At 67.0% G+C, this 14,497-nt stretch carries 11 protein-coding genes; 6 read left to right on the top strand and 5 right to left on the bottom strand.

Features of this window, described 5'->3' with window-relative positions; translation table 11 throughout:
• Positions 1–4: 4 nt before the first annotated feature.
• Positions 5–781 (bottom strand): ion transporter, encoded by a 777-nt coding sequence (locus BLQ10_RS06615; RefSeq protein ID WP_091559871.1) that lies wholly within the window; start codon positions 779–781, stop codon positions 5–7.
• A gap of 260 nt (positions 782–1,041) precedes the next feature.
• Here BLQ10_RS06615 and BLQ10_RS06610 point away from each other — a divergent pair, with 260 nt between their 5' ends.
• The gene (locus BLQ10_RS06610) at positions 1,042–2,064 is read left to right on the top strand and encodes a hypothetical protein (RefSeq protein ID WP_091559869.1); all 1,023 of its coding nucleotides are present in this window, start codon (positions 1,042–1,044) and stop codon (positions 2,062–2,064) included.
• A gap of 9 nt (positions 2,065–2,073) precedes the next feature.
• Entirely contained in the window at positions 2,074–2,745 is a 672-nt protein-coding gene (locus tag BLQ10_RS06605) for a peptide deformylase (RefSeq protein ID WP_091559867.1), read from the top strand.
• Here BLQ10_RS06605 and BLQ10_RS06600 read toward each other — a convergent pair.
• A complete protein-coding gene (locus BLQ10_RS06600; protein ID WP_091559865.1) occupies positions 2,742–4,811 on the bottom strand; it encodes a S9 family peptidase in 2,070 nt (689 codons plus the stop codon). The genes BLQ10_RS06605 and BLQ10_RS06600 overlap by 4 nt on opposite strands.
• A gap of 185 nt (positions 4,812–4,996) precedes the next feature.
• Here BLQ10_RS06600 and BLQ10_RS06595 point away from each other — a divergent pair, with 185 nt between their 5' ends.
• The 4 genes from BLQ10_RS06595 (at position 4,997) to BLQ10_RS06580 (ending at position 8,434) form a co-directional block, all read left to right on the top strand.
• Positions 4,997–5,944 carry a putative RNA methyltransferase gene (locus BLQ10_RS06595; RefSeq protein ID WP_091559863.1) on the top strand — a complete coding sequence of 316 codons (948 nt, stop codon included), beginning with the start codon at positions 4,997–4,999 and terminating at the stop codon, positions 5,942–5,944.
• Between the two features lie 223 nt (positions 5,945–6,167).
• On the top strand, positions 6,168–6,629 hold the full coding sequence (locus BLQ10_RS06590; RefSeq protein WP_091559860.1) for an NfeD family protein: 462 nt from the start codon (positions 6,168–6,170) through the stop codon (positions 6,627–6,629).
• Between the two features lie 82 nt (positions 6,630–6,711).
• Entirely contained in the window at positions 6,712–7,668 is a 957-nt protein-coding gene (locus tag BLQ10_RS06585; protein ID WP_091559858.1) for an SPFH domain-containing protein, read from the top strand.
• A gap of 418 nt (positions 7,669–8,086) precedes the next feature.
• Positions 8,087–8,434, top strand: coding sequence for an RNA polymerase-binding protein RbpA (locus tag BLQ10_RS06580; RefSeq protein WP_026266329.1), 348 nt, complete (start codon positions 8,087–8,089; stop codon positions 8,432–8,434).
• A 109-nt stretch (positions 8,435–8,543) separates the two neighbouring features.
• Here the strand turns inward: BLQ10_RS06580 and BLQ10_RS06575 are convergent, their stop codons facing one another.
• The 3 genes from BLQ10_RS06575 to BLQ10_RS06565 form a co-directional block, all read right to left on the bottom strand.
• The gene (locus BLQ10_RS06575; protein WP_091559856.1) at positions 8,544–9,290 is read right to left on the bottom strand and encodes a polyprenol monophosphomannose synthase; all 747 of its coding nucleotides are present in this window, start codon (positions 9,288–9,290) and stop codon (positions 8,544–8,546) included.
• Between the two features lie 442 nt (positions 9,291–9,732).
• Positions 9,733–11,406 carry an amidohydrolase gene (locus BLQ10_RS06570; protein WP_091559854.1) on the bottom strand — a complete coding sequence of 558 codons (1,674 nt, stop codon included), beginning with the start codon at positions 11,404–11,406 and terminating at the stop codon, positions 9,733–9,735.
• 116 nt (positions 11,407–11,522) lie between these two features.
• Entirely contained in the window at positions 11,523–14,483 is a 2,961-nt protein-coding gene (locus BLQ10_RS06565) for a DEAD/DEAH box helicase (RefSeq protein ID WP_091559851.1), read from the bottom strand.
• Between the last annotated feature and the right edge of the window lie 14 nt (positions 14,484–14,497).

Here is a 14,497-nt window from a genome sequence, read left to right as displayed (position 1 = left end):
TTCACTAGCTTGGCTCGACGAGCAGCCTTCTGATCTCGGTGAGTTTGGCTTCGGACTCTTCGAGGCGCAGGCGGAGTCCTTCGACCGTCGCGGTACTCGTGTCTGCCGCACCGACGGGCGGTTCGGGTTCCTTCTGCTTGGGAGAGAGGAAGAAGTTGGCCAGGTAACCGGTGAATGTGCCGAAGATACCGACACCGACGACGATGACGCCGGAACCGACGATACGCCCCGCATCCGTGACCGGATATTGGTCACCGTATCCAACCGTCGAGATCGTGACGATGGTGTACCAGAGGGCGTCCGAGGCGGTCGTGATGTTGGCCGCTGGGGCGTCCTGCTCGACGCGGAGCATCGTGAGGCTTCCGAATTCCAGCACGAGAATGCCCATGAGCAGCAATATGTACAGGGAACTGCCCGCCCGATCTTTGATCAGCGCGCGGCTGATCGCACCGAGGCCGACCTCGCGGAGCAGGCGGTACACCCGGATCAGCCGGAAAATTCGCAGGATCTTGAATTGCGTGAAAGGCAGGCTGGCCAACAGGTCGGCCCAGCCGAAGTGCTTGAAGAAATAGGCGCCCGCCGATGGCGCGGTGACTATCCGGTAGAGGAAGTCGGCGAGGAAGACCACACTGAAAATGCCGTTCATCACGCTGAGCACGGTGTCGAGCGACTGCTGCTGCACGATATACAAGAGCCCGAGATTGACGATCGACAGGATCGAAAGGATACCGATAAAGATCTCGTATCCGATGCTCTTCAATTCACTGCGTTCCTTGGTCATATGAGGATTCTGGCACGCAGGCAGCTGCGCAGCCCACACTTTTTGGCCCGCGCCTGACGGGACTTCGGTCCCCCTTCCACGGCGGCCCTGCCCTCATGCGCTGGTCCCACGAGGAGGGCTCGGGCACCGCCGTCGAAATCAACAAACGGATCCCCATTCCCAAGTTGCGGCGTCTGAGCGACACGGCTCCCGCTGTTGCATCGCCCGCCGCCTGACCAGCAGCGGGTCAAGAGGGATAAGCCTCGGATTAGACTGTGCGCATGGACGGCCTTCCTGTGACGCGCCGGCGCCGCATCCTTTTGCGGGTTGCGGCTGCCGCGGCCGTGCTGGGCGTAGCGGCGTCCTGCAGCCCCGGTACGGTCGGCGGGTCCGGCGGCTCGGCGTCCTCGGAGACGGCGACCGCGACGCCGACTTTGGTCCCCACCGGCCCTGTGACCGCGGAAATCAGCCAGTTCCGTGACAACTACAGCAAACAAATCATCGAAATCCAGCTCACCAACACCACCGACGCTCCCCTGACCGTCCTCGGCGCGGAACTGACCAGCCCGCTGTTCGCGGCGTCGATCCCGTGGCCGGCGCGCACGGGCGGGATAGAGCTTCCGCCCGGACAGACGAAGAGCCTGCCGGCGCCGCTGCCCGCACCAGAATGTAGCTCCCCGTCCCCGGCCCCCAGTGGGCAAGGAACTGCATCCGGCGCTGACGCGGGCAACGCGTTTGTCTCCCTCCGGCTGGCGGCGCCGCAGGGCGCCGTCCAACAGGGAACTGCGCAACAGGAAACCAGGCCGCCTCAAGCCGCCGCCACGGCACCGGCCGCAGACCCGTTCGGCGTCCTGGCGCGGAACAATTCCGAGATGTGCCTGACTCGGGAAGCCGCCGCCGTGGCCGCGATCGCGCTGGCTTCGGACCTTGAGGTCACCGCGGACGGGCGGACCGCCGTCCTGCGTCTGCTGATGCAACCGCGCGCTGCCAGCGGTTCAGGAGCTGCAGGCGCCAGTGAGCTGGTGATTGACCGGATCGAGGAAACCACCCTCCTGGCGGAGGCCCCACAAGCCCCTTGGCCCCGTTCGCTGACGCTCCGCGCCGGTGGGCCCCTGGCGGAAGTTCGCCTCGGCATCCGGCCCTCCCGCTGCGATCCCCACGCCGTGGCCGAAGACAAGGTGGGCACGCTCCTGCCGCTGCGAGTCAGGGTGGCGGGCCGGGAGGGTGTCTTGAAGATCGACGCCGGCAGCCAACTTCGTGGCCGGATTTATGACTTTGTGACGAAGGCGTGCGGCCGCCAGTAGTCTGGGGGCATGTCCTTTGACGCCAGGCCCACCGATTTCAGCGCCGCCCGGATTAGCGAGGCCGTCCAGGAGATCCTGAGCGCGGGTATCCTTCCGCCGATTGTCCAGGCGGGGCATCCGGTGCTCCGGCATGTGGCGGCACCGTTCGACGGCCAGTTGAGTGACGCCGAACTCGGCCACCTCATCGACCTCATGCGCAGCGTGATGCACAAGGCCCCGGGCGTCGGCCTGGCGGCACCGCAGCTGGGCATTCCGTTGCAGCTCGCAGTCCTGGAGGACCAGTTCACCGTCGATCCGGACCTAGCTGCCGTCCGCGGGCGGGAACCGCTGCCGTTCTTTGCCATGCTGAACCCGGGCTATCGGCCCCTTGGCGAGAAGTCCGTGGCGTTCTACGAAGGCTGCCTCTCCATCGGCGGCCTGCAGGCGGCCGTGTTGCGGCCGGAATCGGTCCAGCTCGACTTCACGGCGCCGGACGGCACGCAACTCCAGCAGACTTTCACCGGCTGGCAGGCCCGGATTGTCCAGCATGAGACCGACCATCTGCACGGGGTCCTGTTCCTTGACCGGGCCGAGCTGCGCTCCATCAGCAACAATGCCGAATACTCCGCCCGCTGGGCCCAGCCGGATATCAGCCGCGCCCGGCAGGAACTCGGGTTCCTGCCGGGCCCGGCGGAGGACTAAGGCTGCGGTGCCGGATTCCCGGCGGATGGCAGATAGCGGGCCCACCACTTCAAGATTTCGTCGAACCGCTGCTTCCGGTGGTGCGGAGTGCCGGAGCGGGACAGTTCGTGGTTCTCGCCCGGGAAGACCAGGAATCCGGTCTCGACACCCTGCTGCTTGAGGGCGGTGAAGTACCGCTGGCCCTGCTCCACGGGGCACCGGAGGTCCTCCTCGCTGTGGATCACCAGCGACGGCGTCCGGACGTTCTCCACGCGGGCCATGGGACTCTGGGCCGCCATTTGCTCCGCCGAAGGGCCGGTGTATTCGCCGCCGAAGAACCAGCCGATGTCAGAAGAACCCGTAAAGCTCACAGGATCCAGGAAACCGCGCTCGACGATGGCCGCCCGGAAGCGGTGGTCGTGGCTGATGGTCCACGCCGTCAGGTAGCCGCCGTAGGAGCCGCCCATGATGCCGACATTGTCGGCATCCAGGTCCTCAAACTTCTCCACGGCCCCGTCCAGGAAGGCGAGGACGTCCTGCATATCCAGGGTTCCCATCCGCTCCTTGATGGAGCGTCCGTGCTCCTGGCCGTAGCCGGCCGAGCCCCGCGGATTGCACATGAGCACCGCGTATCCGGCCCCGGCATAGACCTGGGCTTCGTCGAACAACGCCACGCCGAACTGGGCAAAAGGGCCGCCGTGGATGTTTAGCAGTACCGGGTGCGGGCCGGGGCCCGTCGGCTTCACCAGCCAGCCATGGACCGGGTACCCGTCGGCCGAGGGCAGAGTCAGCTCCTGCGGCTCGCTGATGCCCGCCACGCTCCGCAGCGGCGCGGAGAAATCCGTCAGGCGGCGCACGTGCCCGCTGTCGAGCACGGCCAGATCACCGGCGGTCGTTGAATCGCTGAAACTCACCACGAGCCGTCCCCCGCCATCCGCGGCTCCGGCCACCACCCGGTTCCCTTCCAAGAGGACGCAATGGCCTCCCGTCGCGACGAATTCGTGCAGCTCCACGGTTCCCCGCGCATTGTTCAGCACCAGGGCTCCCGCGGCGCCGCGCAGCTCGATCCGGCTGCCGCCGGACAGGTCCAGAGTCTCGGGGTCGCTGAGTGCGGTCGCGTCCCCGCCGGCGGCCGGCATGGCATACAGGGCTGTGTTCCTGGCCACGAAGTCCCGGCCTGATGCGCCCAGGTCCTGGGCGAGGAAGAACAGCCACTTCCCATCCGCGGACTGGCGCACGGCACTGACGGTCTGCCGTCCGATATTGGCCGGTGTGAGGGCCTGCGGCTGCCCTCCGGCGGCGGGAATCGCGTAGATTCCGCTGACGAGGTCGGTGTCCCGCCCGTCGTGCAGGGCCGCGGTGAAGTAGATGGTGCCGCCGTCGGCGCTGAAGCTGGCGTCGTTGTGGTCGGCCGCCCCGGTGGTGAGCTGCTTGGCGGCCGGCAGCAGGCTGGCCCCGGTCTCCGCGGGATCGGCCGCGGCGCCGAGGGCCTTTAGGGCGCGCCCGGCCGGGGCCACCTTCGGTTCGGCGTCAAGCTGCTGCACCTCGACGAGGAACAGCTGCAGGGGCTTGTCGGCCGTGTAGCCAAGACCGTTCATTCGGTACTGGAAATCGGTGATCAGCCGCGCGTCCTCGCTGCCTGCACCCACGCCGTCGGTACTGCCGTACCGGCCCTCGTCGGGAGTCCTGGCACTGAAGACAATGGTGCGGGAATCGGGTGACCAGGCAAAGGAGCTGACCCCCAGTGGCGCTGCCGTTAACAGCTGGGGTTCGCCGCCGGCGGCTTCCACCACGTGGAGCTGCGGCTTTCCACCGGCTGTGGCCCGCAGGAACGCAAGCGCCCGGCCGTCCGGTGAAAAGTCCGGTGCGGTGTCACGGAAGCCGCGGGTCATGCGGCGCGGCCGCTGGTCGGGGTTGTTGATGTTTGAGTTTTTCAGGTCCGGATCCAAGGGGACCGTCCACAACTGGCCCACGTAGGCATCGGCATCGAAATCCGGGCGGATCACGGACACCACGGCCCGGGAGCCGTCAGGGTGCACGGCGGGGGCGGAGACGGAATTGAGCAGCGGTAGATGTTCAGATTTCACGAATGCGAGCCTAGCCCGTGGTGCGCTGGCTGTGAAATACCTCACGTCCTGCCGGTGCGCCGCGGCAGTCCCATTCCCCGGCGAGCAGCCCATGGCGAGGAACGCGGAGCGCGCCTGTCCCCGGCGTTCTGTCCGCGGCGCCCTTGCCCCGGCGCGGAGCGGGGATCCGCGCTTAGGATGAAGCTATGCCTCCCGCCACCGATTTTCCCCTCTTGTGCCCGGTGTGCCGGAACGCTCTCCGCTTCAGTGACGGCCGTGCCCGTACCCTGGTGTGCGGCGCCGGCCACAGCTTTGATGCGGCCAAGCAGGGCTACTTCAACTTCCTGGTCGGCAAGGGGACCGTTTTTGAAGCAGACAGCGCAGACATGGTGGCGGCCCGCTTCGATTTCCTCTCGGCAGGGCACTACCAGCGGCTGGCCGATGCCGTTGCCGAGCTTGCCGCGCCGGCGCTCATGGAGGCCTCCGCCCGCCGGCCGGTGGTGCTGGACGCCGGAACGGGAACCGGCCACTACCTCAGGGCCGTGCTGGATCGTATGGCCCTGAGTCGCGCAGCACCGGCTCTTGCAGTACCGCGTGATCCGTCGGCGGACAGTGGACCGGCGGACACTGCGTCGGCGGACGGCGTTTCGGCCGCGGCAATCGGCCTAGACATTTCCAAGTTCGCACTGCGTCGCGCCGCCAGGATGAACCCGGGGGCCTTGAACGTGGTCGGGGACGTCTGGCAGCCGTTGCCGGTCGCGGAAAACGCCGTCGACGTCGTCACCGTGGTCTTTGCCCCGCGCAACGCGCCTGAGTTCGCCAGGGTGCTCCGGCCCGGCGGCCGCCTGGTTGTTGTCACGCCTCGGCCCGGCCACCTGGAGGAGGTTGCGGGCCTCACCGGGATGCTGGGGATCGAACCGGCCAAGGACGAACGGCTCGCGGCATCCCTAGGTACGCACTTCGGGCCCGTCGAAGCAAGGGATCTGGACCTGGCATTGACCCTGAGTCCGCGCGACGTCGCCAACCTCGCCTACATGGGTCCGGCCGGCCACCACCTGGACCGTGCCGCACTCGATGCCCTTGAAGCCGCGCTTCCGGCGTGGACCTCTGTCTCGGCCCGTTTCCGGATCAGCGTTTTTGAACCCATCCCCTGACCATTCCGGCCGCGACGTGGCTTGCCTTCAGAACGCCCTGGACCACTGGCAGAGGGGAATTGGCACGGGGAAACGGGGGCAGGCGCTACCCGCGAAATAACGACTTGGCCACTTTGTCCATCAATTCCCAACTCCCTGTCCCAGCTATTGCCCTTCCGCTTAGGATGGAAAGACAGTTACTGGGGAACTGTGCCTGCAGCTCCCGGAACTCAAGGGGGAATTGATGTCTGAATGGTTGATCGATAATTGGTGGGCGCTGTGGCTCACGCTCTTTCTCCTGTTTGCCGTGGTCGAGATGATCACTCTGGACCTGTTCTTCATCATGCTCGGCGGCGGCGCCCTCGCCGGGCTCGTGGCGGACTTCGCGGGTGCAGATCCGTGGCTGCAGATCATCGCCTTCTGCGTGGTATCCCTGCTCATGATCGGCTTCGTCCGGCCGGTGGCCCTCAAACATCTGCACCGGGGCCCGGCGGATCGGCGCACCAATATCGAACGACTTATCGGCGAATCCGCCGTCGTCATGGAGGCAGTGAACGAAAGCGGCGGGCTCGTCAAGATTGGCGGGGACGTCTGGAGTGCGCGGTCCGAATCGGGAGTACTGGTGCCCGGACAGCAGGCTGTGGTCAGCGCCATCGACGGTGCCACCGCTATCGTGGCCCCGGAACCGGAATCGGCAATCCAATAGCAGTTCTGCCGGCAGTGCTGTCCAGTAGCCCTCGGAACTGCCGGAGCGAGACCAAAACAAACAACTGGGGAATAGGTGATGTATGGATATCGCAGTCGCAATTGTGCTGCTAGTACTAATTGTGTTCGTAATTATTGTGCTGGTCCGGTCGGTTCGGATCATTCCACAGGCCCGGGCCGGCGTCGTTGAACGGCTGGGCAAATACCAACGCACGCTGAATCCCGGACTTACGCTGCTGATCCCGTTTGTGGACCGCTTGCTGCCGTTGCTCGACCTGCGTGAGCAGGTGGTTTCCTTCCCGCCGCAGCCCGTCATCACCGAGGACAACCTGGTCGTTTCGATCGACACCGTGGTCTACTTCCAAGTCACCGACGCACGGGCGGCCACCTACGAGATCGCCAACTACATCCAGGCCGTGGAGCAGCTCACCACCACCACCCTGCGCAACGTGGTTGGCGGCCTCAACCTTGAGGAAGCACTGACGTCCCGCGACCAGATCAACGGCCAGCTCCGCGGAGTCCTGGACGAGGCGACCGGACGATGGGGCATCCGGGTGTCCCGGGTGGAGCTCAAGGCGATCGATCCGCCCCACTCGATCCAGGATTCGATGGAAAAGCAGATGCGGGCCGAACGTGACCGCCGCGCCGCCATTCTGACCGCGGAAGGCACCAAGCAGTCCGCAATCCTCACCGCCGAGGGCCAGCGCCAATCCTCCATCCTGAAGGCCGAAGGCGACGCCAAGGCCGCGATCCTGCGGGCTGACGGCGAGGCGCAGGCCATCCAGAAGGTCTTCGACGCGATCCACAAGGGAAACCCGGATCAGAAACTGCTCGCCTACCAGTACCTCCAGACCCTCCCGAAGATTGCCGAGGGGAGCTCGAACAAGCTGTGGATCATTCCCAGCGAGGTTGGCGAGGCACTCAAGGGGATTGGCAACGTGCTGGGTGCAAACGCCGTGCAAGAGCAGGTATCCCCGACGCCCGACGTCGCTCCGCAGGCAGCGCCCGTAGGGGCCGACGGCCAAGGGCACCTGGCCTGAGCCTGCGCCCGTCCTGGATGATTTGGACGCCGCATGCGTAACTGCGCGGCCGCGTAGTCCCCTGCTGGCCCCCGCAGCCCGGCCCTTTCGGCCCGGCTGCGGGGGCCAGCGAACTTAAGCCGGGCCAGTCGGGTACAGCCTACGCAGCTCAGCCCGCGGAACCACTCGCTTTACCTCGCATGCACCACTCCCGTATACTTGAATATTTGTCCGGTCGGTTCAGTCGTCCGGAACAAAAACGCTCCGCACAGCGTTGATTCCAATGATGTTCCAAAAAGTTTTTGTCCACTGGTGACTGTCTCTTGGCCGGGCCATACGGGCCAGGTACGGTACAGCGCGGTGGAACCAGAAGTCCGGCGCCTGACGGCCCCCGGACAACGCAGGGCTGGACCCTGCGAACCGAATAGAGGGAGAAAAGATGAGCGATCGCAGCCTGCGGGGTATGCGCCTTGGCGCACAGAGCATGGAGACGGAATCCGGCGTCGAACCGGCTCCGCGCCAGCGGGTTGAATACCGTTGCGAGGACGGCGAACAGGTGTTCGTGACGTTCTCTTCGGAAGCCGAAATCCCCCCGGTCTGGGTTTCGAAGACGGGCAAGGAGGCCTTGCTGGTGGACGGCGAACGCCCCGTCAACAGCAACGAAAAGGCAGTGCGTACGCACTGGGACATGCTGCTGGAGCGCCGCTCGCTTCCCGAGCTTGAGCAGATCCTCGAAGACCGCCTCACGATCCTGCGCGAACGCCGCGGCGAACGACGCTCGGCCTAACCCCCAGCGCACCGGCTACGGCAAGGGCCGGGCCCGCATCATTGTTTTGATGCGGGCCCGGCCCTTTTTGGTCCGGATTGGCATCCGGGGACGGGAGCCGTCCGCGCTGCTAGGCGTCCTGCCTGGCGCCCTGCTTGCCCCGGAGCTTGTTCCAGCGGGCAGTGAGACCCCATTTGGTGACGTTGATCATGGCTTCGACGACGATGTTGCCGCTCATCTTCGAAGCGCCGAGCTCACGCTCAACGAAGGTGATGGGGCGTTCCACGATCGTCAGGCCAAGCTTGGCCACACGCCAGGCCAGATCCACCTGGAAGCCGTAGCCGACCGAGTCCACCGCATCCAGGTTCAGTTTCTCGAGCGTGGTACGGCGGAAGGCACGGAAGCCGCCGGTGACGTCCTTGATCTTCACGCCCAGCATGATCCGGGCGTAGGTGCTGCCAATCCGGCTGATGGCCTGGCGGTAGATCGGCCAGTTGACCACACGGCCGCCGGGAACCCAGCGTGAGCCCATGGCGAGGTCCGCGCCCTGTTCCACGGCCTCGATCAGCTGGGGCAGCTGCTCGGGCTGGTGGGAGCCGTCGGCGTCCATCTCCACGAGGATGTCGTAACCGGCGTCCAGGCCCCACTTGAAACCGGCGATGTAGGCGGCTCCCAGCCCCGCCTTTCCGGCGCGGTGCAGGACGTGGACCTGGCCGTCTTCGGCGGCCATGCGGTCCGCGAGCTGCCCCGTACCGTCGGGGCTGTTGTCGTCGACAACCAGCACGTCGGAAGCGGGCACGGCTGTGCGCAGGCGACCGAGGGTCTTGGGCAACGATTCCAGCTCGTTATAGGTCGGGATGATGGTGAGGACACGCACAGCGAGGCCTTTCCTTGAAGGGAGCGGTCGGTGCGCCGAAGGTCAATCGTTCTGGATATTCAGGCGCAACTTCCCATTATAGGGAGTTGCGCGCCCCTGACGGGGCCGCATGACCCCCGGGCAGGTCCACCCGCTTCGGGCCAGTTCCGGCAGGCCTGAAAATTACGGCGCCGGAACCGTTTTCTGCTGCGAAGTGGACCCGCCCCCTTGGGGGTGCCCGTGGTCATGACCAGTAAGCTCCCGCGGGTGCGGCAGCAACCTGGGATGGACCGGGGACTGCCGGAGCGTGCGCCGTGCGCAACCCTCCGTTGCCCCTCAATGCTACGGGGGCGGTCCGATCTGTCAACCGAGCGGTGACCTGCCCTTACGTGCATCGTTGCAGTTCAGGGCAGGGCCATCCACGTGAATGTTTCGGCTCCGCCGGCCGGATGACGGCCCAGGATCAGGCGCCGAGGGCGCCACTGGCATAGAGTTCCTGGCCGTCCCGTACCGTCAGCAGGCAGGCAGGATCGCTGCCGGTGTCCAGCGCCGGCAGGAGTGGTGTGCGGGCGCGCGGGTCGGTGCTCCAGGACTGCACCCGGCCGTCGGCAACCTGGACCATGAGTTCCTCGACCTCCCACACCGCGAAGCTGGCCGGTGCCCCAGGCACCAGCTGCCCGGCCATGGGGTTGGGGTAGCGGGCGGCCCGCCAGCCGGCCCTCGTGTGGCCAAGGAACGCGGCGCGGGCGGAGATCTGCTCCGCAGGATTGGTGTGCTGCAGGCACGCACGCACGCTGGACCACGGCCGCAGCGGCGTCACCGGGCTGTCGCTGCCGAAGCAGATCGGCACACCGGCCGCGTAGAAGCTTCCAAAGGCGTTCATTTCGAGCCGACGGGAACCGAGCCGCTGCTGATACAGGCTGTCCCCGCCACCCCACAGGGCGTCGAAGACCGGCTGCGCGCTGACGGTGACCGAATAGCGTGCCAGCCTGCTGATGGCCGCGGGATCCGCGAGCTCGACGTGCTCGAATCGGTGCCCCGCGGCGCGGACGCGCTGCTCCCCCACCTCGGCCGCGGCGAGGTCGAGGGCGTCGAGGGCGGCGTCCAGGCCGGCGTCGCCGATCACGTGAAAGCCTGCCTGGATCCCCAGGAGCGAGCACGCCGCAAGGTGGGCGGCTGCGTCGGCCACGGAGAGGTACAGGTTGCCCCGCTCCCCGGGTGCGTCGGAGTAATCGTCGCGGAGGGAGGCGGTCCGTGAACCGATCGAGCCGTCAATGTTCAGGTCCCCGGCCAGGCCGAGGACGGACACGCCCAGGCCGTCAAGGATGGACTGGGCATGTTCCTGCGATGTGGCCAGTTCGCCCCAGTACGGCAGGATCTCGGGGACAGCGACGCCGTTCACGCCGCTGGCAGCGCTATTCCAGGCCGCCGCGAGCTGCAGGTCCTCGATATTCCCGATGTGCGGTGCGGCCATCTCGGCGAGGGCTACATAACCGTTGGCGGCCGCCTCGGTGAGGGCACGACGCTGGTAGGTGCGCAGGGCTTCGGCCGGCAGCTGGCGGGCGGCCAGGCGGGCCGCGGTGTGCGCCCCGCGTTTGACCTGGCTGCCGGCGGCGGCGCCGTCGAGCCCGTCTAGTCCGGCCGACGCGGCCAGGGAGCTTGAAACCAGGGCCGAGTGGACATCCACGCGGGACAGATAGACCTGGCGGCCACCGGCCGCGCGTTCGATTTCGTCTCGGGTGGGCAGGGTGGGATCGGACCATGTGCTCTCGTCCCAGCCGTGGCCCAGGACGGTGCCTCCCGCGCTGGAAGCGGAGACGCAGAAGGCGGCTACGGCGTCGAGCAGTTCAGCGGCCGAGCGCACGCCGGCCAGCTGGAGCCCATCCAGCGCGATGCCGGTTTCCGTCACGTGGACGTGGGAGTCGACGAAGCCGGGGGCCAGGAGCGCGCCCTGCAGATCGATCACGTCCATGGAGGAGTCCGCGATGGAAGTGGCGGCCTGCTCGGAACCGACCCAGGCGACAGTGTCGCCGTCGACCAGCATCGCGGTCGCAAAGGGATCGGCCGCGGTGTAGACGGAGCCGTTGCGGTACAGCGTGACTTTGTGGGGGGCGGGGGCGGCCGGCGAATCGGTCATGGGGCGGGAACTCCTTGTAACTGGTGGCCGGCCCAGCGCCGGCGGGTTCAAAAGTCGTGGCGGGCCGCGTTAGCGGGCCAGCGAGTGGGCCAGGTGCGGGCTGCACGGCCGCAGCCCTACGCCACGGAGGAATAGGCGACGACGCCGCGTTTGATGAGTTTGATGGCCTGCGCGCACAGCCGCGCAAGCCGGGGGTCGAGGTTCGGGATGTCGGCGAGCTGGTCCAGGAGGTCAATCACCTGTTTGACCCAGCGGACAAAGTCGCCTGCAGCCAGGTCGGTGCCGCTCAGCACTTCCTGGAGATGCCGGCCCTTGGCCCATTTGAAGATCGGCCAGACGAGGCCGAGCTCAGGCTCGCCGGTGAGAGGGAGCTTGTTGGCCTCCTCCACGTCCTCCAGTGCGGACCATTCGCGGACCACGGTGTCTACCGCGGATTCCAGGGACACACTCGGCATCTTGGGCCGCAGGCCGCGGTCCTCGCGCTTGGCCTGGTAGACCAGCACACTGGCCAGGGCGGCGATCTCGGCGGCGTCGAGGTCGTTGAACGCGCCCATCCGCAGGGACTGCGAAATCAGCAGGTCCTTTTCGCCGTAGATCCGCCGCAGGCGTTGCCCGTCGGGGCTGATGGAGAGCACACCGGTGTCCGAGGTCTCCAGGTAGCCGTAGCCACTCAGGACGCCGCATACGCGGTCGAAGGTCTTGGCGATGGTGTTGGTCCGGCCCTGGATCTGGCGGATAAGCCCGTCCGTTTCCTGGCGGAGCTTCCACCAGCGTTCGGACCAGCGGGCATGGTCCTCGCGTTCGCTGCAGCCGTGGCACGGATGGGCGCGGAGCTCCCGGCGCAAGTCGGCGATCCGCTTCTCCTGGTTGGGCGCTGCGGAGGCCCGGCCGAAGTCGTCGTCGCGGCGCGGGGGCGCGGGCGGCCGGTGCTCGCGGATGGCGTTGCGCACCGAGGACGCCAAATCGCGGCGGGACTTGGGGACCTTGGCGTTGAAGGACTTGGGAATCCTGATCCGCGTGATCGGAGACAACGGACCTTCGACGTCGTGCAGGCCGATCCGGCGGAGCTGGTTGTCCAGCGTCATGACGGCCGGGCGGGGCTCCCGGGATTCGTGGTCGGAGCTGAGCACCACCGCCAGTCCCGGCGACTTGCCGGCGGGGACATCCACCACGTCGCCCGGAAGGAGCCGGCTCAGGGAGTCCTCGGTGAGGGACTTCCTGGCCCGGGAGCTGCTCCTGGAGGCGGTGGTCTCGGCATCACCCAGGGCCCGCCGCAACCGTGCGTATTCGGTGAAATCCCCCAGATGGCAGGTCATGGCCTTGCTGAACCCGGCGATGGATTCCTCCCGGCTCCGGACTTGCCGGGCCAGCCCAACCACGGAGCGGTCCGCCTGGAACTGGGCAAAGGACGATTCGAGGATCTCCCGGGCGCGGGGCCGGCCGAACTGCGCCAGGAGGTTGATCGACATGTTGTACGTGGGCCGGAAACTGGAGTTCAGCGGATAGGTCCGCCGTGAGGCGAGGCCTGCGACAGCCGCGGGATCCGTGCCGGGTTGCCACAGGACCACGGCGTGGCCCTCGACGTCGATGCCGCGGCGTCCGGCGCGGCCCGTCAGCTGGGTGTACTCCCCCGCCGTGATGTTGACATGTGCCTCGCCGTTGAACTTGTCCAGCTTTTCCAGCACGACGCAGCGGGCCGGCATATTGACGCCGAGGGCGAGCGTTTCGGTGGCGAAGACGGCCTTGACCAGCCCGTCGACGAACAGCTTCTCCACGACCTCCTTGAAGGTCGGCAGCATGCCGGCGTGATGCGCGGCGAGTCCGCGCAGCAGGCCGTCCCGCCAGCTCCAGAAGCCGAGCACATCGAGGTCATCGGAGGGGATGTCCTGGGCGGCCTCGTCGACGCGCTGGGCGATGATCTGTTGTTCGCGCTCGGTGGTCAGCCAGAGTCCGGCCGCGACGCACTGGGCCACGGCGGCATCGCAGCCCGCCCGCGAGAAGATGAACGTGATGGCCGGCAGGAGATCCTGCCGGTCCAGGCTGGCGATAACCTGCGGCCGGCTGGCCTTCCGCACCGGGCTGCGCTGGGCGCTTTGCGGCTCGTCCCGCTGACTGCGTTGGTTTCGGCGCTGGTTCCGGCCGCCATGGCCGAAGCGGCCACGGAAATTCATCTGGCTCTCGGCCCGTGCCATGGACAGCAGTTCCGGGTTGACCTCGAACTCGGGCCGCCCGGGCCGCCCGGGCAGTTCCGCGGTGACGGCCACGGGGGCACCGGCGGCAACTTCTTTGCCGGCAGCGGCCCGGCCGGCAGGGGCCTCGCCGGCAGCTGCCTCAGTTGCAGCTGCCTCACCAGACAGCGCGATCTCGTCAAAGCTGGTGTCGCCGGCAAACAGGTCCACGATCTTCCGGCCCACCATGACGTGCTGCCACAGGGGCACCGGGCGGTGTTCGGAGACGATCACATCTGTCTGCCCGCGGACGGTGTCGAGCCACGCACCGAACTCCTCAGCGTTAGACACCGTGGCGCTCAGCGATGCCACCTGGACCTCGCTGGGCAGGTGGATGATGACTTCCTCCCACACCGCGCCGCGGAAGCGGTCAGCGAGGTAGTGGACCTCGTCCATGACCACGAAGCCGAGGTCATCCAGGGTGTCCGAGTCCGCGTAGAGCATGTTGCGGAGAACTTCGGTGGTCATCACCACCACGGGGGCGTCCCCGTTGATGCTGGTGTCCCCGGTCAGCAGGCCCACCTGGGCGGCGCCGTACTTGGCGGCCAGCTCGGCGTACTTCTGGTTGCTCAGGGCCTTGATGGGGGTGGTGTAGAACGCTTTGAGTCCGCGCTGGAGGGCCAGATAGATGGCGAACTCGCCCACGATGGTTTTCCCGGCTCCGGTGGGGGCGGCCACCAGCACGCCCCGGCCGGCCTGCAGGGACAGGCATGCTTCGCGCTGGAAGTCATCGAGTTCGAATTCGAGCGAGCGGATGAAGCCGCCCAGATGGGTCTTGGCTTCGGCGGCCCGCTCGACGCTGGCGCGGTAACGTTCGGACGGCGATTCCGGCCCGGGGTGTGACGACATGCTTCCAGCCTAAT

The sequence above is a fragment of the Arthrobacter sp. ok362 genome, from assembly GCF_900102785.1.
Lineage (GTDB): Bacteria > Actinomycetota > Actinomycetes > Actinomycetales > Micrococcaceae > Arthrobacter.
Note: the sequence above shows the minus strand (reverse complement) of the source record. Positions and strands in the feature narration are given on the sequence as shown.

Excerpts from the sequence above, each read along its gene's own strand:
- BLQ10_RS06595 (WP_091559863.1), top strand. The coding sequence starts at position 4,997 with ATGCCTCCCGCCACCGATTTTCCCCTCTTGTGCCCGGTGTGCCGGAAC.
- BLQ10_RS06605 (WP_091559867.1), top strand. The coding sequence starts at position 2,074 with ATGTCCTTTGACGCCAGGCCCACCGATTTCAGCGCCGCCCGGATTAGC.
- BLQ10_RS06590 (WP_091559860.1), top strand. The coding sequence starts at position 6,168 with ATGTCTGAATGGTTGATCGATAATTGGTGGGCGCTGTGGCTCACGCTC.
- BLQ10_RS06615 (WP_091559871.1), bottom strand. The coding sequence starts at position 781 with ATGACCAAGGAACGCAGTGAATTGAAGAGCATCGGATACGAGATCTTT.
- BLQ10_RS06585 (WP_091559858.1), top strand. The coding sequence starts at position 6,712 with ATGGATATCGCAGTCGCAATTGTGCTGCTAGTACTAATTGTGTTCGTA.
- BLQ10_RS06610 (WP_091559869.1), top strand. The coding sequence starts at position 1,042 with ATGGACGGCCTTCCTGTGACGCGCCGGCGCCGCATCCTTTTGCGGGTT.
- BLQ10_RS06565 (WP_091559851.1), bottom strand. The coding sequence starts at position 14,483 with ATGTCGTCACACCCCGGGCCGGAATCGCCGTCCGAACGTTACCGCGCC.
- BLQ10_RS06570 (WP_091559854.1), bottom strand. The coding sequence starts at position 11,406 with ATGACCGATTCGCCGGCCGCCCCCGCCCCCCACAAAGTCACGCTGTAC.
- BLQ10_RS06580 (WP_026266329.1), top strand. The coding sequence starts at position 8,087 with ATGAGCGATCGCAGCCTGCGGGGTATGCGCCTTGGCGCACAGAGCATG.